This window comes from Streptomyces sp. AV19, from assembly GCF_015999245.1.
Taxonomy (GTDB): domain Bacteria; phylum Actinomycetota; class Actinomycetes; order Streptomycetales; family Streptomycetaceae; genus Streptomyces.
The window spans coordinates 1,136,458-1,159,533 of the sequence record NZ_JAEAMR010000007.1; the positions used below are offsets into that span (position 1 = coordinate 1,136,458).

Sequence of the window (23,076 nt, forward strand, 5' to 3'; positions counted from 1 at the left end):
GGGGGGTGGGGGGGGCGCTTATCCCCTAGCATTTAAACAGTTTTGGTCCCCACCCGCCCACGGGGGTGGGGGAGTTTTTGGGGGGGGGGGTCACGGGGCGGGGGTGCGGGGGGGGGGGGGGGGGGGCGGGGTTTTTCCCTCTCCCCGCCCCGCCCTTTCACCGTTTCTTCCGGGCTCCGCCCGGGCCGGGGCCGCGCTCCGCGCGGCGAGCGGGGCTGCGCCCCTGCACCCCGGACCGGGGGGCTCCGCCCCCTGGACCCCGGCGGGGCCTCGCCGGGATTCCGGCCGGGCCTCGGTCCCGGCCTCCGGTCGTGCCCCGCCTCGGGGTTTCCGGTGGGGCCTCGGCCCGGGTCCGCAAGCGGCTTCGCCGCTTGTCCTCAAGTGCCGGACGGGCTGGGCGTGTCCGACGGAGTGGATATGCCGGGCGGGGTGGATTCGGCCGACGGGGCGGGGCGGCCGAGGGCGTGTGCCCGTAGGCGTTCCGCCGCCAGGGTCATGTTCTCCGCGTCGCCTCGCGTGGACGCCACGACCAGTGCCTGGCCCGCCAGCATGTGGGCCCGCTGGTGCAGGGCGCGGATGCGGGACGGGTCGGTCAGGAGCGCCGTCGGGGCGGCGCGCAGGGGGGCGTGGCCGCCGCGCAGGCGCTCGATCCGGGCGGCCAGGCGTCGCGCGGCGTCGTCCAGGTCGGTGGAGGGGGCCAGGGCGCGCAGTTCGTCGGTGACCGTGAGCAGTGCGGTCAGGTGCCCCGCGAGCCGGATGTCGAGCTCCTGCTCGCGGGATCGGGTCGGGCCGTGGGCGGCCCTCGTCGGGTCGGCCATGGAGTGGACCGACTTGGTGCGGATCGGCTCGTACATGGATGGCCTCCTGCTGTCCTTCAGAAGGCCATCCTAACTTAGACGAGGTCTAAAATTATTGGCTGTAGCCCTCGAGGAAGTCCCCGATCCGGGTCACCGCCTCCGCCAGATCCTTGGTGTTCGGCAGCGTGACCAGGCGGAAGTGGTCCGGCTCCGGCCAGTTGAAGCCCGTTCCGTGCACGACCATGATTTTTTCGGCGCGGAGCAGGTCCAGGACCATCTGCCGGTCGTCCTTGATCTTGTAGACCTTGGGGTCCAGGCGCGGGAACGCGTACAGCGCGCCCTTCGGCTTCACGCAGGTCACGCCGGGGATCTTGGTGAGCATCTCGTACGCGACGTCGCGCTGCTCCAGCAGCCGGCCGCCCGGCAGTACCAGGTCGTTGATCGACTGCCGGCCGCCGAGGGCGGTGGCCACCGCGTGCTGGGCGGGCATGTTGGCGCACAGCCGCATGTTGGCGAGGATCGTCAGGCCCTCGATGTAGCTGTCGGCGTGCGCCTTCGGGCCGCAGACCGCCATCCAGCCGCTGCGGTAACCGGCCACCCGGTACGCCTTGGACAGTCCGTTGAAGGTGAGGGTCAGCAGGTCGGGGGCGATGGCGGCGGTCGGGGTGTGGGTGACGCCGTCGTAGAGGATCTTGTCGTAGATCTCGTCGGAGCAGACGATGAGGTTGTGGCGGCGGGCGATCTCCGTGAGGCCGCGCAGCATCTCGTCGTTGTAGACGGCGCCCGTGGGGTTGTTGGGGTTGATGATGACGAGCGCCTTGGTGCGGTCGGTGACCTTGCGCTCGATGTCGGCCAGGTCCGGCATCCAGTCCGACTGCTCGTCGCAGCGGTAGTGCACGGCGGTGCCGCCCGCGAGGGAGACGGAAGCGGTCCAGAGGGGGTAGTCGGGCGCGGGGACGAGGACCTCGTCGCCGTCGTCGAGCAGCGCCTGCATCGACATCTGGATCAGCTCCGAGACGCCGTTGCCCAGGTAGACGTCCTCGACGGACAGCTCGACGCCCTTGGTCTCGTAGTGCTGGACCACCGCGCGCCGCGCGCTGAGCAGGCCCTTCGCGTCGCCGTAACCGTGCGCGTCGCCCACGTTGCGCAGCATGTCCTCCAGGATCTCGGGAGGGCAGTCGAAGCCGAAGATCGCGGGGTTGCCGGTGTTGAGCTTGAGGATGCGGTGCCCTGCCGCCTCCAGCCGCATTGCCTCCTCGAGCACCGGGCCACGGATCTCGTAGCAGACGTTGGCGAGTTTCGTTGACTGGATCACCTGCATGACGGCCACCCTACGGGGGCGCGGAAGCGTCCGCGCGGGCTTTCGCGGCGCGCACGGCGCACCCGCGCGGGCCGGTTCAGCAGAGCGGCGTGCGACGCACGGTGCGACCCGCCAGTACGTCCGTGCGCCGCCCGTCTTTCATCACAAAGCGTCCGGCAATCAGGACATAAGGAATGCCGGTCGGAAGCGTTCGTGGGGCTTCGAAAGTGGCACCGGCGGCGACGGTCCCGGGATCGAAGAGCACAAGATCCGCGCGGTATCCCTCGCGGATCAGACCCCGATCCGGGAGTCGGAGGCGGGCCGCGGGACGGGACGTGAGATGCGCCACGCACTCCTCCAGCGACAGCACTCCCAACTCGCGCGCGTAGTGCCCGAGGTAGTGGGGGAACGTGCCGTACGCCCGCGGATGCGGCTTGGCGCCGTGCAGGATGCCGTCGCTCCCCCCGGTGTGCGCGGGGTGCCGCATGATCGTCCGGACGTTCTCCTCGTGGCCGACGTGCTGGAGGACCGTGGTGCCGAGCCGGTCCTCCAGGAGGAGGCGGCGGGCCGTCGTCCACGGCTCCTCACGGCGGTCCGCCGCCGCGCCGGCGACGGTGCGGCCGATGTGGGCGGCGGCCAGCCGGTCGTCGGTGACGCCGGAGATCTCCACCGACCGCCAGTCGACGGGGACGCCGTGGCAGCCGTCCGAGCCCTCCACCTCCATGGCGTGCCGGACGCGGGCGGACGTCGCGTCGTCCTTCAGCCGCGCCAGCATCGCGTCCGGGCCGCCCTCCGCCGCCCAGCTCGGCAGGAGCGCGGCGAGGGTGGTGCAGCCGGGGGTGTAGGGGTAGCTGTCGAGCGTGATGTCCGCGCCGGCGGCGCGCGCCTCGTCCAGCATGCGCAACAGCTCCGGGGCACGCCCCTCGTTCCCCGGGAAGTTCAGGACGGCGTGGGCGAGGTGCAGGGCGCAACCGGCGGCCCGGGTCAGCTCGATCATCTCCGCGTAGGCGCGGAGGGCGTGCGCGCCGTACGAGCGGTGGTGCGGGCAGTAGTAACCGCCGTGGGCCGCGACGACGCGGCAGAGCTCCGTCAGCTCGGCGTCGTCCGCGTACATGCCGGGTGTGTAGGTGAGGCCCGACGACATGCCGACCGCGCCCTGTTCCAGACCCTCGGCGACCAGGCGCCGCATCCGGTCGAGCTCGGCGCCGGTCGCCGGGCGGTCGTCCCAGCCGAGGGCGAGGGCGCGGACGGTGCCCTGCGGGATCAGGTACGCGGCGTTGACGGCGATGCCGGCGCCGTCGAAGCCGTGGTCGAGGCGGTCGAGGTATTCGCCGGTGGTGCGCCAGGTGAAGTCGGCGTCGTGGCCCGGGCCGTTCCAGCCGGCGATCTGGGTGCGGAGGGAGGGGAGGACGCGGTCGTCGACCGGGGCGTAGGACAGGCCGTCCTGGCCGATGACTTCGAGGGTCACGCCCTGGGCGGCCTTGGCCTCGTGGGAGGGGTCCTGGAGGAGGGCGAGGTCGCTGTGGGCGTGCATGTCGATGAAGCCGGGGCTTGTGGCGAGGCCGTGGGCGTCCACGACCGTTCGCCCGGTCGGGCGGGGGCCGTTGCCGGGGCGGTGGATTTCGGCTATGCGGCCGGATGTGATGGCGATGTCGGCTGTGTAGGAGGGGGAGCCGGTGCCGTCCATGACGCGGGTGTTGCGGATTACTGTGTCCATGTCCATGGGGGTGCCTTCCGCTGGGCTTGTGGCTGGGGGGAGTTGTGCCCCGGTCCCGCCCTTTCACCGTTTCTTCCGGGCTCCCGCCCGGGCCGGGCACCGCGCTTCGCGCGGTGGAGCGGGGGCTGCGCCCCCTGCACCCCGCTTCGGGGCTCCGCCCCGGATCCCGTTTCGCGGCTTCGCCGCTCATCCTCAAGCTCCCCGGAGGGGGCAACCCCCAGACGGGCTGGATCGGTGCGCCAATCCAGCCCGTCCGGCGTTTGAGGACAGCGCCCGAAGGGCGCTTCGGGGGTGCAGGGGGCGGAGCCCCGCCCACCCGCGCGGCACGCGGGCCCCGCGCGCCGCGCAACCAGACCCCTCGCCCCCGGGTTACGAAGGGGCGCAGCCCCTCCGGAAACGGTGAAAGGGCGGGCTCGGGGGCTAGAAAAACGTGCGGATGTAGTCCGTCACCGTCCCGTCCGCCGCCGCCACCGGGATCAGCTGCCACTTGTCGAACGTCGTGCACGGGTGCGACAGCCCCAGCCCCACCCAGTCCCCGACCTCCAACTCCGCGTCCTCCGGGAGGGACACGAACGCGTGCTGGTCGGCCAGCCCCGTCACCGTCATCCCGGCCGCCTCGCGCAGTGAGCCGTCCCGTGCCGAGCGGATGACCTGCACTTCCGGCAGGTCCAGGTCGTAAGGCGCGTCCCGCTTGCCCGCGTTGAGGTACGCGCGTCCCGGCTCCGGCCGGGACACGCACTGGGCCCAGAGGCGGAACGCCGGGCGCAGTCCGCCCTGTTCGGGGTGGCGGGAGAAGGGCGTCTTGCGGCGGTACTGGCCGTCGTCGTGCGTCACGTACGCGCCGGAGCGCAGCAGCTTCAGTACCGGAGCCGTCAACTCCGGCAGGTCCGCGAAGACTTCCGCGACCGTGTCGAACCACGAGCTCCCGCCCGCGCTCACCACGATCTCCTCCACGCCCGCGAACCGCCCCGCCGCGTCGAACGCGATGGCCAGCGCGGTCAGCCGGCGCAGCCAGGCGCGTACGGACGCCTCGTCCGCGTCCGGTATCTCGGCCTCGTAGCCGGCCACGCCCACCAGCCGGAGCGCCGGCGTCGCGGCGACCGCGTCCGCGACCCGTACCGCGTCCGCCTCCGTGCGCACGCCCGTACGGCCGCCGACGGCGCCGAGTTCGACGACGACGTCGAGCGGGCGGGAGGCCCCGGCCTCGCGCAGGGCCGCGTCCATCAGCTCGACGCCGCGCACGGAGTCGACGTAGGCGACGATGCGGAAGCCGGGATCGGCCGTGAGCTCGCCCGCGAGCCAGCGCAGCGCCGCCGCGTCGACGAGTTCGTTGGCCAGGAAGATCCGTCGGACGCCGAACGCGCGGTAGGCGCGGACCTGGCTGGGCACGGCGGCGGTGATGCCCCACGCGCCGTGCGCGAGCTGGCGCTCGAAGAGCTGCGGGGCCATGGACGTCTTGCCGTGCGGGGCGAAGGCGAGGCCGTGCTCGGCGGCCCAGCGCTCCATGAGGGCGAGGTTGTGGTCCAGCGCCTCGGTGGACAGCGCGAGCACGGGCGTGGTGAAGCCGCCGGTGAACAGGCAGCGCCGCTCGGCGGCGAGCGCGCCGACGGCGAGTCCCTCCGCGTCCGGGGGAAGGCCCTTGAAGCGGTGGTCGATGCGGTCGTGGGCGAGCCGGGCCAGGGCGTCGTCTGCGGCGGCCATGGAGCCTCCAGATCGTGTTGCGACATGTGCAACGTCCGTTGCGTATCACGCACAACGCTGTCTAACATCCGGGCCAGCGCCGGGTCAACGGTGTGTCTCACACCCGCACATCGGCCGGAGGACGGAAGGAGCGGACGCGCAGTGCTCGACGTCATCTGCCTCGGGGAGGCGCTGATCGCCTTCCGTCCCGCCGAGGACGAGGGGCTCGGGGACGCACCCTCCTTCGTCCGGGGGGTCGGCGGCGCCGAGTCCAACGTCGCGTGCGCGCTGTCCCGTTGGGGGCACCGGACGGGCTGGATCGGGCGCGTCGGTACGGACGGGTTCGGCACCCACGTCCTGGAGACGCTCGCCGCGCACGGCGTGGACACCTCCGCCGCGCGCCGGGATCCGCACCGGTCCACCGGTCTCTACTTCCGTACGCCCGGGGAGCGCGCCACCACCGCCGGCGACCCCGCCCCGGGCCGCGCCGAAGTCGCCTACTACCGCGCCGGATCGGCGGCCTCCGCGCTCTCCCCGGACCTCGTCGACCGGGACACCGCCTGGGCCGGACGCGTCCTGCACCTCAGCGGCATCACCGCCGCCCTCTCCGCGAGCTGCCTCGCGCTGCTGCGCGCCCTGACGGCCCCCGGGTCCCGGAGGCCGCTGGTCTCCTTCGACGTCAACTACCGCGTGGGGCTGTGGCGCACGGCCCCCGAGAGCCCCGACGTCCTCATGGAACTCGCCCGGCGCAGCGACATCGTCTTCGTCGGGGAGGACGAGGCGGAGGCGGCGTGGGGGGTGCGCGGGGCCGGTGCGATACGGGCCGCACTGCCCGAACCTGCCGTGCTGGTCGTCAAACAGGGCGCGGCCGGAGCCACCGTCCATGCCGGGGACGGTCTCGTCGTCAGCGAGTCCGCGCCCGCCGTCGAGGTCGTCGCCCCGGTCGGGGCCGGGGACGCGTTCGCGGCCGGGTTCCTCTCCGGCACGCTGCGCGGACTGCCGTACGCCGCGCGGCTGCGGCACGGGCACCTGCTGGCCGCGGCGGCGCTCACGTCCCCCGGCGACCTCGCCGATCCGCCGCCCGCCCGCGAGCACGCCGACCGGCTCGTCGCCCTCGGCTCCGCCGCGTGGGGCAGACTGCGACTCGGCCCCGGCTGGGCCGACGGCACACGAGCGCAGGACCTCCAGAAGGTCCAGGAGGAGCGCACCGCATGAGCCAGACCGTTGACCGCGCCCTCACCATCCTTCCGCTGCTGGCCGAGGGGCCCGCCAACCTCGAACAGGTCGCCGGCCGCCTCGGCGTCCACAAGTCGACGGCCCTGCGGCTGCTGCGCACGCTGCACGAGCACGGCATGGTCTACCGGCAGCAGGACCAGCGCTACCGGCTCGGGGCGCGGCTGTTCGCCCTCGCGCAGCAGGCGTTCGAGAGCCTCGACGTGCGTGAGATCGCGCATCCGCACCTGGTCGCGCTGAACGAGCGGTGCGGGCACACGGTGCACCTCGCGGTGTACGAGGACGGCGAGGTCGTCTACATCGACAAGGTCGACAGCCGGTACCCCGTGCGGATGTACTCGCGGATCGGCAAACCCGTCGCTCTCACCGTGGCCGCGGTCGCGAAGCTGCTGCTCGCGGACCTGCCGGAGGGGGAGCGGCGGGCGCTGGCCGAGCGGCTGGACTACCCGTCGTACACGTCCCGTTCGACGCCGAACGCCGGCGCGTTCCTGCGCGAGCTGGCCGTCGTGCGCGAGCGCGGCTGGGCCACGGACTTCGGCGGGCACGAGGAGTCGATCAACTGCGTCGGGGCGCCGATCCGGGGTGCGGACGGGCGGGTGGTCGCGGCGTGCTCGCTCTCCGCGCCGAACGTCGTGGTGAGTTCCGACGAACTCCTCGCGCTTCTCCCGCTGTTGCGCCGTGCTGCGGATGCGATCAGCGCGGAGTATTCCGGAAAACCGCCCTCTGTAAAGGTGAGTTCATGACTGAGAAGACCGCTGTGACCCCCGCCGGGCACACGACCCCGCCCGCCCGTTTCTCCCACGGCGTGCGCAAGGGCAACATCCTCCAGGTCGCCGGCCAGGTCGGCTTCCTGCCCGCGAAGGAGGGCGAGCCGCCGACGGTGGCCGGGCCCGGGCTGCGGGAGCAGGTCGAGCAGACGCTCGCCAATGTGGCGGCCGTGCTGGAGGAGGGCGGCGCGTCCTGGGAGGACGCGGTGATGCTGCGGGTGTACCTCACGGACACGGCGCACTTCGCGGAGTTCAACGAGGTGTGGGACGCGTACTTCGGGGCTGAGGGGCGGGTGACGGTGCCGGCGGCGCGGACGACGGTGTATGTGGGGCTGCCGGCGGGGTTGCTCGTGGAGATCGATGCGCTGGCGGTGTTGGGGTAGGGGCCCCGGAGCCCCAGGGCCTTGTTCCGGAAGGAGAGCGTCACGTGTTCGGACGAACCCCGGGGAACGCCGACCGAGCACGCGACGCTGTCAGGTTGCCTGCACCGACGTCCATGCCGCGGTGGCGCGGGCGTCGCGCTCGCCCTCCTTCGCCCGCTCTACGCGGCAGCCGCCGCACAGCTCCTCGTCGCCCAGTGGCCGGAAGAGGTACGGGTGGATGTGGCCGTCGCCCTGGCACTCGCGCATCTGTGCAACCCGGGGTTTTGGCGGAGAGGGGTGGGTCGCGGGGATCGGTGGCGCCTCGGGGAGTTTGCGCTGGAGGCGGTCGCGGATGAGGGATGCGGCGTGGTGGACGGGTTCGGGGAGTCCGTTGCGCAGTTCTTCGCGGAGGTCGCGGCCGGTGGCGCCGCGCAGGATCCAGTCGGCTGCGAGTGGTGCGAGTTCTTTGAGCTCTCGTCCGGTGAGGCGGAGGCGGGGTTCGCTGTGGGAGACGGAGGCGAGGACGAGGGCGGCGTATTCGACGAGTCCGTCGGGGATCAGTTCGCGCGGCGTCGGCGGCACGGGAGGTGGGGATGTGTTGCTGGACGGACAGCAGCCAGAGGAGGAGGCACCTGGCGTCCGGGGACAGGCGGGGGTGGCGGATGATGTCGTTCGGTACTTGCGTGAATCGGCTTGCGGGCGCGATAACATGGCGCAGCATCCCAGGTTGGCCTTTCAACCTTGGTGGTGTAGGCCCCTGCGGTGTCCGGCAAGACACGTGGGGGCCGCCTTATGCGGCTGAGCGTACAGGCAACTGGACGTGATGTGCGGCCTGTTGGACCCTACGAACACCAGTCCTGGATCAGGTTGCGGACGTGCTCAGGGCCCTGCTTCCGGCCGGGCAGCGGGGACAGCGGCTGGAACCTACCGGGCGGCTCGGTCTTGAGCGCGGGCGCTGGCTGGTCCCGCTTCCGTTCGCGGCTCGGTGAAGTCATGGAGCAGGGCTCGTTCACAAGTTCTTCTTCGGCAAGTACCCGAGAGGTGGGCGAAGTCCAGGTGCAGGGCAAGGGCAATGGCCCGCGACGCTCCCGGGGCGCATCCCGCCTGCTTGACCAGCATCTTCCGGGCTCGGTCCACCAACACCCGCCGCATGCCTCATTCAGCGACCGGGGTCATGCGACCCTCGTCCGGGCGGGGCTCCCGCTTCCCCTCCGTGCATGCCCTTTTGACCGCCAGGGCAGGGAAGTCCATGTTCTTGCAACCGGTCGTAACGGGCTCGACATGCTCGACATGGGAGGTCAACGTGACGCTACGGTTCATCGCGAAAGATCCCGCCACCGACGGCAGGGACTGCCCGACAGCATGGGTGGAGGCCGAGGCCGAGGAGATTCTCTTCCAGGGGTGGAAGCCCACGGAGGAGACCTTGGCCAAGTGCCGGGAGGCAGGACCGATCCCGGAGACCGAGGCGGTGGTGAGGATCCCGTTCCGCATGATCCCCGCCATCAGAGAGGCTTGTGATGTCGCTGAACGCAGTCGACTTTGGCGAGTTGATCAACTCGGCAGAGCACTCAGCGGTGCACCTGGAGATGCGTGACGCCTATGGGGTCGCCGAGGAGAACAGCGACTTTGCCGCGTGGAAGGCCGGCGACAACAGAAGCCGATACGACCGCACGGGGCGACGGCGTGAGTGGCTGGACCTTGTCGAGCGCACCGTGGGCCGGGGCGTGGTCATGCGCCGGGCCCGGATCGTGTCCGAGCCGGTGAGCGACTACATCCGGTTCGAGCACGAAGGGGCACAGCTCAACGTCGATGCAGGGGAAAACGTCCGCTGGCTCCCTCGGCGACGGGCATCTGACATTGCGCTGCCGGGCAACGACTTCTGGTTGTTCGACGGCTGTGTGGTTCGCTTCGGTCACTTCTCCGGTGACGGAGCGTACATCGGGGAGGACTTCACCGACGACCCGGCGGTGGCGAAGCTCTGTGCCACGGCGTTCGAGGCGGTCTGGGAGCGGGCGATCCCGCATGCGGAGTACCGGGTCTGATCGGACAGTCTCGGAACCGGCTCATGCCCACTTCTCCGTCCTCCAGCGTCCAGGAGGCCCGCAAGTCCATCGCAGAGCGGCTGCGGGAGATCCGTCTCGACGCCGGACTCACTGGGCGTGAGCTGGCTTTCCGGTGTGGCTGGCATCCCTCCAAATCGTCACGGATCGAGAACTTGAAGACCCTGCCGTCGGATGCGGACCTCCGGGCATGGTGTGCCGCCTGTGGTGTGGGGGACGACCAGGCAGCCGACCTCATCGCCGCTTCGCGTACGGCCAGTTCCATGTACATGGAGTGGCGCCGGATGCAGCGCACAGGACTCCGCAGGCTTCAGGAGTCCTACGTCTCCCTCTATGAGCGCACCAAGCTCTTCCGCGTCTACAGCTCCCACGTCGTTCCGGGCCTGCTTCAGACACCCGAGTACGCCACGGCCCTGTTGTCCGCCATCACAGACTTCCGCGGCCTCCCCAACGACGTCGAGGAGGCCGTCACGGCTCGAATGGCCCGCAATCGTGGTGGTCCGCGAGGGCGACCACCGGTTCTCGTTCCTGCTGGAGGAGGGCATCCTGCGGTATCGGATCGGGGATATCGGCACGTTGGCCGGACAGCTCGGCCATCTCCTCACGGTCATGTCCCTGCCTCGCGTTTCCCTCGGCGTCATCCCGTTCATGGCGGAGCGCCGGATGTGGACGATCGAGCCGTTCATGATCTTCGACGAGGAGCAGGCGGGCGTCGAACTTCTCTCGGCCGACGTCATGCTCAGTGCCCCCAACGACACGCGCCTGTAGGGGCGGGCCTTTGCCGAGCTGCAACGGCAGGCTGTGTACGGGGCCCAGGCCAGGCTGTTGATCGCAGCGGCCATCAGCTCCCTCGGGTAAGTCGAGTGCAATCCTCTGCAATGCGTTGGGAACCGGAACCTGATGGTCTCTAGCGTCTCCTCATGCCCCCGGAAACGGAAGCAGCAGCACAACAAGCAGACGCGTTCATGGCAGGGAAGAGGAAGGCCGACGACACCGCCTTCATGCTCGGGCAGGTGCTCAAGGCGATGGGCATCACCGTGGGCGACAGGGACTCCTGGCCCCAGCTGACCGGGCGAGCCTCCCTCGGGGGTGAGCCGTATGTCTACCTGGGCACAGTGCCCCTGGCCACGGCCCGAACGCTGGCCAACGCCCTGGTCTTCGCCGAGTCGGCCCGACGGGCGCGGCAGTAGGGAGCGAATGGCCGTTCCGGCCTTCGAGGCCCACCGCACAGTACGAGGGCCATCCGTACGAGACACGGGAGATTCTCATGCAGCAGGCCGGCGTCCGTCCCTGGAGGCATCAGTATCGGCCACGATCGCGATGTCCGGGTCGCCCCTCTGCCACTGGCCCGCGGTGACGAGTCGCTCAACGACTTCCCGCAACTGGGCGGCGGTGATCGCGGTCGCGTCGTCCACCGGGCCGAGCCGTACCGCGTCCAGGATCGCGGTCCAGGACGTGGCACCCGGCTCCAGCACGGCGACGAAGGAGTAGGGCCAGCCCGGAATGAACTGCGAGGCCGTCTTCGCCCGGCCGTAGACGTGACAGAACAACCGCTCGGCCGAGCACGGCGCGTCCGACCGTAGCCACGGCGACACATCGACCGCCAGGACCAGGCGCCCGCCGTCGAAACGCGGTAGCGACAGCCCGGCCAACACCGCCCGCAGCCGACCGACGTCGAGGCGGCCGTGGTTCAAGCCGCCGTACATCGCTCCGTGCCCACGACGGTGCTCGGGCAACAGTGTCAGGTCCACCGGGGACTTCACTGCACCATCCGCACACAGCACCGCGTCAGCCAGTTCGAACAACTCGTCGCGCCGGGTGGTCAGGCACTCGTAGAACTCTCCCCGGAAGCGTGACGCTTCCGCGAACGCTTCCCTCCGGACAGCATCCGGCAGCAGACTCATCCTCACGGCCTTCGTCTGATCACGTGCACCTTGGTCGGAGCACATGATCAGACGAAGGCCGCCCCCACGTCCGGCGAATCCCCAGGTGAGCGACCCAGTTCGAGACACCATTCGAGGTGGGCGCGGATCCTTCTGAGTGACGGCACGCCATAGCCACGAGATGGCCTCCGGCCTGCAATGGCTCAACCGCTCGGGGCTTCCCTGAGCAGGCGCCCGACCTCGGCGTCAAGCGTGTGGGCGACGGAGTCGAGAGCCGGTGCTTCGGTCGTCTATGTCAACGTGTATTGACGTCCAGCTCAGCGGAAGTCCGCCGCGTGGCCCACCGCCCACTCCTGGAAGGATCGGGCCGGGGTGCCGGTGATGCGCTCCACTTCATCGTTGACCGGCTCCGGATTGTCGAGCATCTCCGCCTGGGCCGGCAGCACGGCCTCCACCAGCTCTGCCGGGTAGCCTGCGGCCTTCATCTGCTCGATGGCCTCGTGCAGCGTGATCTCCTCGAACCGCACCGGCCGCCCGATCGCCTCGCCGATCAGCGCCACCTGCCGTTCCTGGGTGATCAGTTCGGGGCCGGTGATCAGGGGGCGGGCGCCGAGCAGGGCGTCGGTCGTCAGCGCCTGAACGGCGACCGCAGCCATGTCCGCCTCGTGGATCAGCGGGCGGGCCAGCCTTGCCAGCGGCGCCCGTACCGCACCGGTGGTGCGGACCTCCTGCGCCCAGCCCAGCGTGTTGCTCGCGAACCCGGTGGGCCGCAGCGCCGTCCACTCCAGGCCCGATGCCTCGATCAGCCGCTCAAGCTCCGTGTGGAACATGGTGATCGCCTCGCCGGGCTTCTCCTTCTCGTTCCCGACCCCGGCGGATGACAGGTACACCACCCGTCGAGCGTGCTTCCCGATCGCGTCGATCACGTCCGACGCGCCCTCGGCGCTCAGGAACGGCCACACCAGGAAGACCGAATCGACGCCCTCCAGAGCCGTGCCCAGCGACGCGGGATCACCGAGATCGCCGCGTACCGCCTGTACACCTTCGGGGAAGTCCGCCTCCCCTCGCACCAGCGCCCGCACGGGCACGCCCGCCGCGTGCAGTTGGGTCACCACCGCGCCGCCGACCTTTCCAGTCGCGCCGGTCACCAGGATCCTGGGCTGGGTCATCGGAATCTCCTCGTCTCGTCGTTCGATGACACGACTCTCGTACATCAACCAAGGTTCAGGTCAACTCCGGGCCGGAGAGGCCGTCAGGTGCTGTGCCAACTCATGACTGCCGACCTCGAACACCAACGCCTCTACCCCAGCCCCGACCAGCAGAGTTGCCGATTCACCGCTTGATCTCGACCATCACTCCAGAGGATCCGCACTCATTCGAGGTCGGATGAAAAAGAACTCGGATGAAAAAGAACAAGGTGAGAACACGTTCGCAATCCGGATCGACTCCGATCTGCTCGACTGGCGTGAGGATTACGACGTGCTGTTCTACAGCGTGATCGACCTGCCGTCCCGGCTGGAGAAGGCGCTCACCGCCTACCTTGGGCATTTCGAGCCGGCCTCGGGCAGCTTCGACCTGTGCATCGATCGTCAGGGGGACTTCCACTGGCTTGAGCTGAACCCCAACGGCCAGTGGGGTTGGCTGGAGGAGCAGACAGGGCTGGAGCTGTCCGCAGCCTTCGCCGACCTGCTGATGCGAGGAGGATCATGACCCTGCCCAGCGCTGGCATGGACACCGTCGCCGAGCGCGTTGCGCTCGCGGACCGGTTGAGTGCCGATGGTCACCTTGTGACGCCGCATGGCGGGCGGCCGTTGAGGCCGTTCCCCGGGAGGTCTTCCTGAGGCCCGGGGTGTTTCTGCCCGCCGCCGACGGCCGGTGGGAGCCGGTGACCGAGGCCGGAACCGACGCCGAGAAATGGGCGGGGATCGCCTACAGCGACGAGTCGCTCGTCACCCAGCTCGACAACCACCTCACGGCCGACCAGGCCGACGGTCCGGTCACAGGCTTCCCGACCTCTTCGTCCACGATCCCGGCCACCGTGGTCGGCATGATCGAGGCCCTGGACGCCGACGACGGACACTCGGTGCTGGAGATCGCACGGGGACGGGATACTCGACCGCGCTCATGTGCCACCGGCTCGGCGAGGACAACGTCACGAGTGTCGAAGTGGACCCTCAGGTCGCCGCCCGCGCGGATGCCGCGCTGGAAGAGGTCGGCTACTCGACCTGGACGGTCACCGGGGACGGCCTGCTCGGGCATCCCCGCCGTGCTCCCTACGACCGGGTGATCGCCACGTGTGCGGTCCGCCGTATTCCTCACACGTGGATCCGCCAGACCAGGCCCGGTGGGATCGTCCTGGCCACGGTCGGCTTCTGGTCCTACGGGACCGGTCCGGCCAAGGTCACTGTGAATGGCGACGGCACCGCCGAGGGACGGATCACCGGTCGTTCCTCCTTCATGCCCGCCCGCTCCCAGGCCACGATGTCCCCCGCCGGGGACCTGTCCGCCCGCGCCGCCTACGCCGACTCCGAACGCCGGGCCGTGATCGCTCCGCGACTGCCGGAGGAGTGGACGCCCGCCTTCCTCGCCCAACTCGCGGTCCCCGGCGCCCAGCTCACCAGTGCTGTCGCCGCAGACGGCGAGCAGAAGATGTACCTGTTCGACATGAACGCGAGTCCTTCTCGGTGCTCTTCCCCGACGGGGACGGATGGACGGTCCGGCAGGGCGGCCCTGTCGCCCTCTGGGACGCCGTTGAACGGACGCTGACCGCCTGGCAGGCCGCCGGGCGGCCGGACATCAGCTCCGTACACATCCGGGTGACCGAACGCGCGCACACCTACTGGATCGAGGACGAGCCGGCGCTGCGGTGGGAACACCGCATCGCATGACCGCCTGCGGACCGCCCTGCGGGCAGTCCGCACAGATCTTGCGGGCTTCCCCGGATGTCCCGCACCCGCCCCGCCGGACACGATCAGCTCGTCACGAAAACCCACCGGAACACGGATCCGCCGGGTGGGCGGGCGATCGTGCCGGGGTTGCGTCCAGGGCCCCGGCACGCACGGCCGCCGCCCCGGTCCCCGGCCGGTGATCACCAGGAGAGAAGGGCACATCATGCTCAACGTCATCGTCGACTTCGTCAGCAACGTCTTCGACTGGCTCGTCGGCTAAGTCCACGCTTCCGTACGGGAGCACGGTCCCGGGACCGGCGTCGCGACGGCGGGTCGCCGCGTCCGCTTCCGAGCGGGAGAGGCCCCGGGACCATGGGGGCGGGGAGGGAGCCCCGCCCCCGTCACCCGTTCACTCCGCCGTCGAGCAGTACTGCTGCTCCTTGCCGATCGAGCGGTACATGCAGTCCGCGTTCTCCAGGAGTTGCAGCACCGCGTCCCGGTTGCGGGCCGTCTCGCGGTCGATGACCGACGCCGGCGGGTAGAAGCCGCCCTGCGCCGCGCTGCTCGGGTACATCTCGAAGGTGTAGGCGAAGATTTTCTGGTCGCCCCAGAGCCAGTCGTCGATCGTGCCGTCCGTGATGTAGAGGTCGCTCGACTGCTCGGGCGTGTAACCGTTGCTGGCGGCCATGGACTTGCCGACCTTGGCGAACGCGTCGTGGTCGTCCTGGGTCAGGCCGGGCGCCGTGTCGTCGTACGTCCAGCCGAACGGCCACATGACCAGCTCGCTGTAGGTGTGGAAGTCGATGGCGGCCTTGATGCGCTGCTTGCCGTCGATCTTCCGGGTGCGGACGAAGTCGGCGACGACCTTCACCTCGGGGGCCGATTCGGCGGCGCGGCCGCGGTACGTCTCCGAGCCGGTGCTGCCGGAGGAGCCGCCGCAGCAGGCCCACTTGTAGTTCCAGTTGCGGTTGAGGTCGGTGCCGACGTTCGAGGAACCGGAGTTGGGCTGGCGGTTCTTGCGCCAGTTGCGGTACGAACCGGTCGCGATGTCGAATTCGCCACCGTCGGGGTTGACGTCGGGGACGATCCAGACGACGCGGTTGTCGAGCATCTTGGTGACGCGGGAGTCGGTGCCGTAGCCCTTGCCGAACTCCTTGAGCAGGTACAGCGCCATCTCGACGGTCAAGTGCTCGCGCGCGTGCTGGTGGTGGGTGAAGAGGACCTCCGGCTTGGCGGCCCCGGGGTTCACGCCCGAGGTGACCTTGACGGCGATGATGTCGCGGCCCTCGTGGCTCCTGCCGATGACCTGCTTGCTCATGAGCGACGGGTGCGCGGCGATGCCGGCGTCGATCTCGGCCATCGCCTCGGCGTAGGTGTGGTACTTCGCGTCCTGGGCCGGGAACGTGTGGGGCTTCGGCTGTCTGCCGCCGGAGCGGTCCGGGGGGCCCGGGAGCCGGACGACGCGGTGGCCCAGCGCGCGGACGCGGTCGGCCTGTTCGGCGCCCGCCGTGATGACGATCCTGTCGCCGTGGATGGAGTCCACGGACGCGCCGGTGGCCGCGACGGCGGTGCGCTGGGCCGCCGTGCGCGGGCCCGTCACCTCGTACTCGTGGGTGCCGCCGCCTCCGGGGCCGCGCGCGGCGGCCGGGGCGGCCAGGGCCAGGGACAGCAGGACGGCGACGGTGGCGGCTGCCCGGCCGCCGGGGGAACGCGGTCGCATTCGGTCTCCTGAAGGGTCCGGTGGTGCGACGGGTGGGGGGTTGGGCACCGCCAGTGTCGGGAGAATGGCATGTGCAGGTCAATGTGTGCGGAGTGAGGGAATCCGGCCAACTTCGGCCAACTTCCCTGTCCCATGCGCCTGATCGATTGCGTTCGGCCTCATCCGTATCAACAATGCGCATGACAAAACTCGTTCGGAGAGGACCACCCCCCATGAGACGACCTCTCGTCGGCGCGATAGCCACCGTCCTGCTCGCCGGAGCCGGTACCGCCACGGCCGCCGCCGCCCCGACGGCCCCCACCGCCCCGAAGGCCCCCACCGCCAAGGCCGTCGACTTCGCCGGCACCGTCGCCCTCAGCAACTGCTCCGGTTCGCTGGTGCGGCTGCCGAGTTCGGCCGACAACGACCCGGCGCTCGTGCTCACCAACGGCCACTGCCTGGAGACCGGGATGCCCGGCCCGGGCGACGTGCTCGTCGACAAGCCGTCGTCCCGTACGTTCAGCCTGCTCAACTCCACCGCGGGCAAGGCCGGAACGCTCCGCGCGAGCAAGGTCGCGTACGGCACGATGACCGACACCGACGTCGCGCTGTACCAGCTCGACACCACCTACGCGAAGATCAAGCAGAACTACCGGATCGACGCCCTCAACCTGTCGGCGGACCACCCCGCCGCCGGTACGCCCATCAAGGTCGTCTCGGGCTACTGGAAGAAGATCTACTCGTGCAACGTGGACGCCTTCGTCCACGAGCTCCACGAGGGCGACTGGGTCTGGAAGGACTCGCTGCGCTACACGCCGTCCTGCAACACCATCGGCGGGACCTCCGGCTCCCCGGTCGTCGACACCAACACCGGCAAGGTGGTGGCCGTCAACAACACCGGCAACGAGAGCGGCCAGCGCTGCACGGAGAACAACCCGTGCGAGGTGGACGAGAAGGGCAATGTCACCGTCCGCAAGGGCATCAACTACGCCCAGCAGACGTACGGCATCGCCAAGTGCGTGACGACGGGGAACAGGATTGATCTCAACCTGCCCGGCTGCGCGCTGCCGAAGCCCTAGCGCTCCGCTGGAAGTCCGGTACGTCATCCGCGGGTACGCCGTGGCTGGTCGCGCAGTTCCCCGCGCCCCTTCAGGGCGCTACCGAACCGCACCGGACTTCGCCAGGCCCGCCCAGCAGGCAGAGGGGCCCGTTCGCCTGTTCCGCGGAACGGGCCCCTTCCGCCAGGGCCGCCCAGGCCGCTAGGGCAGCGCGTGGACGTGCGGTCCGACCGCGTTCGACCACGCGTTGCCGTTGGCCGCGTCCCAGTTGGTGGACCAGGTCATCGCGCCCCGGATGCCGGGGTAGGTCTTCGCGGGCTTGAAGGTGCCGCAGGACGTTCCCTTGGCCAGGCAGTCCAGGGCGTTGTTGACCACCGACGGGGGGACGTAGCCGCTGCCCGCGCCGCGCGTCGAGGCGGGCAGGCCCAGGCCGACCTGTCCGGGGTCGAGGCCGCCCTCCAGCTGGATGCAGGCGAGCGCGGTGAGGAAGTCCACCGTGCCCTGGGAGTAGACCTTGCCGTCGCAGCCGTTCATGGAACCGCTGTTGTAGAACTGCGTGTTGACGACGGTCAGGATGTCCTTGATGTTGAGCGCCGTCCTGAAGTAGCCCGCCGAGGTCGACTGCATGTCGAGCGTCTGCGGCGCCATGGTGATCACCAGCTTGCCGCCGGCCTTCGCGGACAGCGCGCGCAGGGCCTGCGTCATGTACGTCGGGTTGATCCCGTTCTCCAGGTCGATGTCGACGCCGTCGAAGCCGTACTTCTGCATGAGCGCCCAGGCGCTGTCGGCGAAGTTGTTCGCCGAGGCCGAGTCGTTGACGCTGATCGTGCCCCGCTCGCCGCCGACCGAGAGCACGACGGACTTCCCGGCCGCGTGCTTGGCGGCGATGTCGGCCTTGAAGCGCGCCTCGTCGTATTTCAGCGCCGGGTCGAGGGTGAAGGAGATCGCGCCGGGCGTGGTCGTGGCGTCGGCGAAGGCCACGGCGATGATGTCGTACTGGTCGGAGACGTCGCTGATCTTCTGCACCGTCGCGCCGTTGTCGAAGTTCTGCCAGTAGCCCGTCACCGCGTGCTTGGGCACGGCCGGTCCGCCGCCGCCCGCCGTGGTGGTGGCGGTGACCTCGGCGGAACGGGGGGACTCGCCCGCCGCGTTGACCGCCGTCACCTGGAAGCGGTAACTCGTGGACGGGGAGAGCCCGGTGACGGTGGCGGAGGCTCCGGCGACCTCCTGCACCCTGGTGCCGTCCTGGTAGACGCGGTAGCCGGTGGCACCGGTGGTCGGGGTCCAGGACAGGGTGACGGACGAGGACGTGGTCCGGCCCGCCGCGAGTCCGCCGGGCGCGGCGGGTACGGGGTCACTGGGATCGCCGCCGCCGGGGCCGGTGAGGGTCACGTCGTCGACGGTGTAGGGGCCCTGCCCGTACCAGCCGTGCGTGTAGACGGTGACGGACGTGGTGTTCGCGCCGGTGGTGAAGGACGTGGTGAGCTGCTTCCAGTCGGATCCCGTGCCCGGCGTCCACGTCGAGACGTCCGTGGTGCCGGTGCCGCTCGCGCCCAGGTAGGCGTACGAGCCCTGGACCCAGGCGCTCAACTGGTACGCGGAGTCGGGCTTGACGGAGACCGTCTGGGAGCAGCGGGCGGTGTCCTGTCCGGCGGGGGTGGCCCGCAGCGCGGCCGTGCCGCCGTGCACGGGCGAGCCGCTGACCGTGCCGCTGCCGGCCGAACAGGTCCAGGGGGAGAGGCCGTTCTCGAAGCCGGCGTTCCTGACGAGGTTGGGGTCGGCGGCGTGCGCCGGGGACGTGGCGGCGATGCCGCCGGCTGCGAGGGCGAGGGCGGCGAGGGCGCCGACGGCGGAGCGTCTGGTGGTACGGGGACATGGCCGATGCACTACTGCCTCCGGTGGGGGGCGAGTTGAAATCGTGAGTGGGGGGTATCGCTGGGAAAGGCGGTGGCCACCGTCTGGAGGGTGAGGATGGTCCAGACCAATCCATCCGTCAAGGGTTCGCGCACCCCGTGCGCACCGGGAGCGCCCGACGGGCTGTTCTCAGCCGCTCCATTCGTGGATACAGTGCGGAGGTTCGCGGATACAGTGCGGAGGCGCAGGCGCCCAGCAGTGACGGTCCACGGTCGCCGGGTCACCGGAGGGCCGGAGTGAACGGGGAATCCGACGTGCCGATTGCGATAGCGGTCACCAGCGGCGACCTGGTGCTGCCCGCGCCCGACGGCCCCGCCTCGACCGCCGCCGTCCTCCGCCCGCCCGGGGAGCAGCCGTTGGAGACGGCCGTCACGCAGACGGGGCTGCTGCTCGACCAGTGCGGCCACCTCGTCGTCCTCTATCCGGACGCGCTGCCCGCGCCGTACGTCCACCGGCTGCACGCCGTGCGTTCGCTGCTGGAGAGCGAGCGGATCGCGCTGCTGCCCGTCGGGCTGCCGCCGCTGGCCGTGGGCGTACTGGCCCGCCAGTTACGCCAGTTGTCCCTCTCCGACCTGGGTCCCGGCGTCCTCGCCTCGGCGGCCCGCCTGCTCGCCCACTACATCTACGCCGGCGCCGAACTCGCCAGCGTCGCCCGGCTCGACCGGGTGCCCGTCGGCCTCGGCCCGCACGTCGCCTCCCTGCTCCCCGGCGTCCGCTTCGGCGTCCTCGTCAACCCGATGCCCCGCCTCGTCCGCCCCGGCGGGGAGGAGATTCCCGGGCCCGCGTACCCGACGCGGATGACCGTCGCCCGCGCCGGTCCCCGCCGCGACGGGGACTGGGTCACCGGCACCCTCGCCCCCGCCTGGCAGGTCCAGGGCGTCCAGGAGGTCTCCCCGCTGCCCGAGGGCTCCGCGCGCTGGTGGGGGACCCACCGGGCCGTGGAGTTCGCCGCCGCGATCCCCGATCCGTCCGTCCTCTACCAGCTCGTCGCGTCCGTGCGGCGCGAGGAGTGCCGCTGGTGCGGGCTGGAACTCATCGGCGACCGCTGCGGGTTCTGCTCCGCCCCCGTGGCGGCGGCCGCGTGAACGCGCGTCGCGGCGGCCGCCGTCCCGCCCGTTCCCCCGTCCGCCCTCCTGCCCGCTTTCCCGCCCGCTGAGCCCGACCTGCTCCCGACCCGCCCCGCCCGATCCGTGATCTGTCCAACGAGGTCGCCGTCCCATGAACTCACGCCAGCGTCGCGGGATCATCCTGCTGCTCCTGTCGGTCCTGTGCGCCGTCGGCGCCGCCGCCGGGGTCCTCGCCGTCGTCGACGACGCCGAGTCCAAGGTCGGGCCCGAGGTCACCGCCTACCGGCTGCGCGAGGACGTCCCCGCCTACCGGACCCTGGACGAGGACGCGTTCGAGCGGGTCGCGATGCCCAGGCGGTGGCTGCCGTCCACCGCCGTCACCGATCTCGCCGGGGTGCGCGGCAAGATCGCCGTGACCCCGCTGCGCAAGGGGTCGCTGCTGCAGAGCGACATGATCGTCAACCGGCCCGCGCTCGCCGCCGGGCAGCAGGAGATCGCCATCATGATCGACGCCGCGACGGGCGTGGCCGGAAAGATCAACCCCGGGTCGAAGGTGAACATCTACGCCACCTTCGACGGACGGAGCGCGGCCGCCGGGAAGGACGGCAAGGAGCAGAGCACCCCGCCCGTCTCCAAGGTGATCGTCAGCGGCGCCCAGGTCATCGAGGTCGGCAGGCTCACCCCGCTCGACCGGCAGGGCGGCCGGCAGGGCGGTCAGCGGAGCGCGAGCACCCGGCAGGCCGGCGAGGCCGTGCCGATCACCTTCGCCCTCGACACCAAGGACGCCCAACGCGTCGCCTACGCCGAGTCGTTCGCCACCCACGTCCGGCTGGCGCTCGTCGCCCCCGGCGGGGACGCCGACGTCAGCGGCTCCGACCGGACCTACACCCTCGACGGCGACAAATAGGGGCCGGGCCATGACGATCCGCATCCTCCCCGCCGTCGCCGACCCCGAGGCCGCCCACGCCGTCGCCGGGCTCCTCGCCCGGCTGCCCGGCGTCGAGCCGCTGCGCACCGCGGGCGACTCCGCCGAACTCCTCGACGCCCTGGCCGTCCTGGGCGCCTCCTCCGTCACCGGGCTGCCCGAGGTCGTCCTCGTCCACGAGCACCTCGGGCCGCTGCCCGCGCTCGAACTCGTCCGGGAGGTCGCCCTGCGCTTCCCGGCCACCGGCGTCGTCCTGCTCTCCGCCGACGCCGGGCCCGCGCTCTACGCCGCCGCCATGGACTGCGGCGCCCGGGGGCTGGCCGCGCTGCCGCTCTCCTGCGACGAGCTCGGCGCGCGCGTCCAGGCCGCCGCGCACTGGGCCGACGGGGTCCGCCGCCACCTCGGCCCCGCGGGGAGCCCGGCCGGGCCGGGCGGCGGCGGCAGGGTCGTCGCCGTCGTCGGCGCCAAGGGCGGCGTCGGGACGACCGTCACCGCCGTCCAGCTCGCCCTGGCCGCGCGTGCGGCGGGGCGCGAGGCGGCCCTCGCCGACCTCGACCTCCAGTCCGGCGACGTCGCCTCCTACCTGGACGTCCAGTTCCGGCGCTCGGTCGCCGACCTGGCCGGCATCGCCGACATCTCGCCCCGGGTCCTCCAGGACGCCGTCTTCCCCCACCCCACCGGCCTCGGCCTGCTGCTCGCCCCGGCCGAGGGCGAGCGCGGCGAGGAGGTCGGCGACCTGGCCGCCCGGCAGATCATCGGCGCCCTGCGCCGCCGTTACGAGCTCGTGGTGGTGGACTGCGGCACGCAGATCACCGCCGCGGGGGCGGCCGTCATCGAGACGGCCGACCTGGCCCTGCTGGTCACCACGCCCGACGTGGTGTCCGTACGGGCCGCCAAGCGCATGGTCCGGCTCTGGGACCGGCTCCAGATCCGCAAGGCGGAGGACACCATGACCGTCGTGAACCGTCACACCCGCACCGCCGAGGTGCAGCCGTCCCTCGTGGCCCGCACCACGGGGACGACCACCGCCCGGACGACCGTCCCCGCCGCGTACAAGGAACTGCGCGCGGCCGTGGACGCCGGGCGGATGCAGGACCTCGACGCCAAGTCCGGCGTCCGGCAGGCCCTGTGGACCCTCGCGGCCGAGCTGGGCCTGACCGGGGGGCCCGGGGGGCCCGGGGGCCCCGGGGGAGGGACGCGGCACCGTGCGCTGGGGCCGGGGGACGGGGGCGGCACGGGTGCCGATCAACTGCGGCCCGTCGCCTTGCCGTTCAGCCGGCTGCGGCGGCGGATCGGGGGCGACCGGGGGCAGGTCGCCGTCGAGTTCACCGGGATCGTCCCGATGATCCTGGTGGCGCTGGCCGTGGTCTGGCAGTGCGTCCTGGTCGGCTACACGTACTCGCTCGCGGGGCACGCGGCGGACCGCGGCGCCCGGGCGGGGTCGGTGGGCCGCGACTGCGCGGAGGCCGCGCGGGCCGACCTGCCGGACGAGTGGCGCGCCGGCGCGGTGGACTGCCGCAACGAGGGCGGCGTCTACAAGGCGGGCGTCAGGCTGAAGGTGCCGGTGCTGGTGCCGAACGCGGTCGACTGGCCGTGGCCGGTGGCGGGGACGGCCGGCGTGGCGCGGGAGGATTGAGGGGTGGGTGCGCGTGCGGAGAAGGTTGCCCCCGGCCCGCCCTTTCACCGTTTCTCGCGCGCTCCGCGCGGAGGCAACGCGGCTGCGCCG

At 71.2% G+C, this 23,076-nt stretch carries 20 protein-coding genes and 3 pseudogenes; 13 read left to right on the forward strand and 10 right to left on the reverse strand.

Annotated features, from left to right (window positions below):
* Nucleotides 1–377: 377 nt before the first annotated feature.
* From I5Q34_RS14820 to I5Q34_RS14835, 4 genes are all read right to left on the reverse strand, one after another.
* The gene (locus I5Q34_RS14820; protein WP_234428766.1) at nucleotides 378–854 is read right to left on the reverse strand and encodes a hypothetical protein; all 477 of its coding nucleotides are present in this window, start codon (nucleotides 852–854) and stop codon (nucleotides 378–380) included.
* A gap of 55 nt (nucleotides 855–909) precedes the next feature.
* Nucleotides 910–2,118 (reverse strand): pyridoxal phosphate-dependent aminotransferase, encoded by a 1,209-nt coding sequence (locus I5Q34_RS14825; protein ID WP_199892641.1) that lies wholly within the window; start codon nucleotides 2,116–2,118, stop codon nucleotides 910–912.
* Nucleotides 2,119–2,194: 76 nt separating this feature from the next.
* Nucleotides 2,195–3,814, reverse strand: a complete 1,620-nt coding sequence (locus tag I5Q34_RS14830; protein ID WP_199892642.1) for an amidohydrolase family protein — start codon at nucleotides 3,812–3,814, stop codon at nucleotides 2,195–2,197.
* Nucleotides 3,815–4,234: 420 nt separating this feature from the next.
* Nucleotides 4,235–5,515, reverse strand: coding sequence for an amino acid deaminase (locus I5Q34_RS14835; protein ID WP_199892643.1), 1,281 nt, complete (start codon nucleotides 5,513–5,515; stop codon nucleotides 4,235–4,237).
* A 141-nt stretch (nucleotides 5,516–5,656) separates the two neighbouring features.
* On the opposite strand from I5Q34_RS14835, the gene I5Q34_RS14840 reads away from it, so the two are divergent.
* The 3 genes from I5Q34_RS14840 to I5Q34_RS14850 are packed head-to-tail and all read left to right on the forward strand — an operon-like array spanning nucleotide 5,657 to nucleotide 7,877.
* On the forward strand, nucleotides 5,657–6,709 hold the full coding sequence (locus I5Q34_RS14840; RefSeq protein WP_277965543.1) for a sugar kinase: 1,053 nt from the start codon (nucleotides 5,657–5,659) through the stop codon (nucleotides 6,707–6,709).
* Nucleotides 6,706–7,470 carry an IclR family transcriptional regulator gene (locus tag I5Q34_RS14845; RefSeq protein WP_199892645.1) on the forward strand — a complete coding sequence of 255 codons (765 nt, stop codon included), beginning with the start codon at nucleotides 6,706–6,708 and terminating at the stop codon, nucleotides 7,468–7,470. Before I5Q34_RS14840 ends, I5Q34_RS14845 begins: the two co-directional genes overlap by 4 nt.
* A complete protein-coding gene (locus I5Q34_RS14850; protein WP_199892646.1) occupies nucleotides 7,467–7,877 on the forward strand; it encodes a RidA family protein in 411 nt (136 codons plus the stop codon). Before I5Q34_RS14845 ends, I5Q34_RS14850 begins: the two co-directional genes overlap by 4 nt.
* A 90-nt stretch (nucleotides 7,878–7,967) precedes the next feature.
* Here I5Q34_RS14850 and I5Q34_RS14855 read toward each other — a convergent pair whose 3' ends face one another.
* Nucleotides 7,968–8,438, reverse strand: a complete 471-nt coding sequence (locus I5Q34_RS14855; protein WP_199892647.1) for a hypothetical protein — start codon at nucleotides 8,436–8,438, stop codon at nucleotides 7,968–7,970.
* A 260-nt stretch (nucleotides 8,439–8,698) separates the two neighbouring features.
* The gene (locus I5Q34_RS14860) at nucleotides 8,699–8,851 is read right to left on the reverse strand and encodes a hypothetical protein (protein ID WP_199892648.1); all 153 of its coding nucleotides are present in this window, start codon (nucleotides 8,849–8,851) and stop codon (nucleotides 8,699–8,701) included.
* A gap of 522 nt (nucleotides 8,852–9,373) precedes the next feature.
* On the opposite strand from I5Q34_RS14860, the gene I5Q34_RS14865 reads away from it, so the two are divergent.
* The 3 genes and pseudogenes from I5Q34_RS14865 (at nucleotide 9,374) to I5Q34_RS14875 (ending at nucleotide 11,106) form a co-directional block, all read left to right on the forward strand.
* Complete coding sequence (locus I5Q34_RS14865; RefSeq protein ID WP_199892649.1) at nucleotides 9,374–9,898, forward strand: DUF6879 family protein; 525 nt, start codon at nucleotides 9,374–9,376, stop codon at nucleotides 9,896–9,898.
* A gap of 23 nt (nucleotides 9,899–9,921) precedes the next feature.
* Nucleotides 9,922–10,684 (forward strand): annotated as a pseudogene (locus I5Q34_RS14870) (helix-turn-helix domain-containing protein).
* Nucleotides 10,685–10,881: 197 nt separating this feature from the next.
* A complete protein-coding gene (locus I5Q34_RS14875; RefSeq protein ID WP_199892650.1) occupies nucleotides 10,882–11,106 on the forward strand; it encodes a hypothetical protein in 225 nt (74 codons plus the stop codon).
* A gap of 114 nt (nucleotides 11,107–11,220) precedes the next feature.
* Here I5Q34_RS14875 and I5Q34_RS14880 read toward each other — a convergent pair.
* Nucleotides 11,221–11,820 (reverse strand): annotated as a pseudogene (locus I5Q34_RS14880) (transposase); the annotation flags it as partial.
* A gap of 296 nt (nucleotides 11,821–12,116) precedes the next feature.
* Nucleotides 12,117–12,968, reverse strand: coding sequence for an NAD(P)H-binding protein (locus I5Q34_RS14885; RefSeq protein WP_199892651.1), 852 nt, complete (start codon nucleotides 12,966–12,968; stop codon nucleotides 12,117–12,119).
* Between the two features lie 217 nt (nucleotides 12,969–13,185).
* Here I5Q34_RS14885 and I5Q34_RS14890 point away from each other — a divergent pair, with 217 nt between their 5' ends.
* The 3 genes and pseudogenes from I5Q34_RS14890 to I5Q34_RS14900 all read left to right on the forward strand — a co-directional run bounded on the left by I5Q34_RS14890 (nucleotide 13,186) and on the right by I5Q34_RS14900 (nucleotide 14,967).
* Nucleotides 13,186–13,509 carry a hypothetical protein gene (locus I5Q34_RS14890; protein ID WP_199892652.1) on the forward strand — a complete coding sequence of 108 codons (324 nt, stop codon included), beginning with the start codon at nucleotides 13,186–13,188 and terminating at the stop codon, nucleotides 13,507–13,509.
* Nucleotides 13,510–13,526: 17 nt separating this feature from the next.
* Nucleotides 13,527–14,687: pseudogene (gene tgmC / locus I5Q34_RS14895) on the forward strand (ATP-grasp peptide maturase system methyltransferase).
* A 124-nt stretch (nucleotides 14,688–14,811) separates the two neighbouring features.
* Complete coding sequence (locus I5Q34_RS14900; protein WP_199892653.1) at nucleotides 14,812–14,967, forward strand: hypothetical protein; 156 nt, start codon at nucleotides 14,812–14,814, stop codon at nucleotides 14,965–14,967.
* A 129-nt stretch (nucleotides 14,968–15,096) separates the two neighbouring features.
* Here I5Q34_RS14900 and I5Q34_RS14905 read toward each other — a convergent pair whose 3' ends face one another.
* On the reverse strand, nucleotides 15,097–16,407 hold the full coding sequence (locus I5Q34_RS14905) for a M14 family metallopeptidase (RefSeq protein ID WP_199892654.1): 1,311 nt from the start codon (nucleotides 16,405–16,407) through the stop codon (nucleotides 15,097–15,099).
* Nucleotides 16,408–16,619: 212 nt separating this feature from the next.
* Between I5Q34_RS14905 and I5Q34_RS14910 the strand changes: the two genes are divergently transcribed.
* Nucleotides 16,620–17,465, forward strand: coding sequence for a serine protease (locus tag I5Q34_RS14910; protein WP_199892655.1), 846 nt, complete (start codon nucleotides 16,620–16,622; stop codon nucleotides 17,463–17,465).
* Nucleotides 17,466–17,645: 180 nt separating this feature from the next.
* Here the strand turns inward: I5Q34_RS14910 and I5Q34_RS14915 are convergent, their stop codons facing one another.
* The gene (locus I5Q34_RS14915) at nucleotides 17,646–19,331 is read right to left on the reverse strand and encodes a chitinase (RefSeq protein WP_199892656.1); all 1,686 of its coding nucleotides are present in this window, start codon (nucleotides 19,329–19,331) and stop codon (nucleotides 17,646–17,648) included.
* A 281-nt stretch (nucleotides 19,332–19,612) separates the two neighbouring features.
* Between I5Q34_RS14915 and I5Q34_RS14920 the strand changes: the two genes are divergently transcribed.
* From I5Q34_RS14920 to I5Q34_RS14930, 3 genes are all read left to right on the forward strand, one after another.
* Entirely contained in the window at nucleotides 19,613–20,443 is an 831-nt protein-coding gene (locus I5Q34_RS14920) for a hypothetical protein (protein WP_199892657.1), read from the forward strand.
* A 133-nt stretch (nucleotides 20,444–20,576) separates the two neighbouring features.
* Entirely contained in the window at nucleotides 20,577–21,332 is a 756-nt protein-coding gene (cpaB, locus tag I5Q34_RS14925) for a Flp pilus assembly protein CpaB (RefSeq protein WP_199892658.1), read from the forward strand.
* A 10-nt stretch (nucleotides 21,333–21,342) separates the two neighbouring features.
* Nucleotides 21,343–22,986: an AAA family ATPase gene (locus tag I5Q34_RS14930; protein ID WP_199892659.1), complete on the forward strand. Its 1,644-nt coding sequence runs from the start codon at nucleotides 21,343–21,345 to the stop codon at nucleotides 22,984–22,986.
* Nucleotides 22,987–23,076 lie beyond the last annotated feature (90 nt).

Excerpts from the sequence above, each read along its gene's own strand:
- I5Q34_RS14885 (WP_199892651.1), bottom strand. The coding sequence starts at position 12,968 with ATGACCCAGCCCAGGATCCTGGTGACCGGCGCGACTGGAAAGGTCGGC.
- I5Q34_RS14820 (WP_234428766.1), bottom strand. The coding sequence starts at position 854 with ATGTACGAGCCGATCCGCACCAAGTCGGTCCACTCCATGGCCGACCCG.
- I5Q34_RS14930 (WP_199892659.1), top strand. The coding sequence starts at position 21,343 with ATGACGATCCGCATCCTCCCCGCCGTCGCCGACCCCGAGGCCGCCCAC.
- I5Q34_RS14860 (WP_199892648.1), bottom strand. The coding sequence starts at position 8,851 with ATGACTTCACCGAGCCGCGAACGGAAGCGGGACCAGCCAGCGCCCGCG.
- I5Q34_RS14865 (WP_199892649.1), top strand. The coding sequence starts at position 9,374 with ATGTCGCTGAACGCAGTCGACTTTGGCGAGTTGATCAACTCGGCAGAG.
- I5Q34_RS14910 (WP_199892655.1), top strand. The coding sequence starts at position 16,620 with ATGAGACGACCTCTCGTCGGCGCGATAGCCACCGTCCTGCTCGCCGGA.
- I5Q34_RS14830 (WP_199892642.1), bottom strand. The coding sequence starts at position 3,814 with ATGGACACAGTAATCCGCAACACCCGCGTCATGGACGGCACCGGCTCC.
- I5Q34_RS14850 (WP_199892646.1), top strand. The coding sequence starts at position 7,467 with ATGACTGAGAAGACCGCTGTGACCCCCGCCGGGCACACGACCCCGCCC.
- I5Q34_RS14875 (WP_199892650.1), top strand. The coding sequence starts at position 10,882 with ATGGCAGGGAAGAGGAAGGCCGACGACACCGCCTTCATGCTCGGGCAG.
- I5Q34_RS14845 (WP_199892645.1), top strand. The coding sequence starts at position 6,706 with ATGAGCCAGACCGTTGACCGCGCCCTCACCATCCTTCCGCTGCTGGCC.
- I5Q34_RS14825 (WP_199892641.1), bottom strand. The coding sequence starts at position 2,118 with ATGCAGGTGATCCAGTCAACGAAACTCGCCAACGTCTGCTACGAGATC.
- I5Q34_RS14905 (WP_199892654.1), bottom strand. The coding sequence starts at position 16,407 with ATGCGACCGCGTTCCCCCGGCGGCCGGGCAGCCGCCACCGTCGCCGTC.
- I5Q34_RS14890 (WP_199892652.1), top strand. The coding sequence starts at position 13,186 with ATGAAAAAGAACTCGGATGAAAAAGAACAAGGTGAGAACACGTTCGCA.
- I5Q34_RS14835 (WP_199892643.1), bottom strand. The coding sequence starts at position 5,515 with ATGGCCGCCGCAGACGACGCCCTGGCCCGGCTCGCCCACGACCGCATC.
- cpaB (WP_199892658.1), top strand. The coding sequence starts at position 20,577 with ATGAACTCACGCCAGCGTCGCGGGATCATCCTGCTGCTCCTGTCGGTC.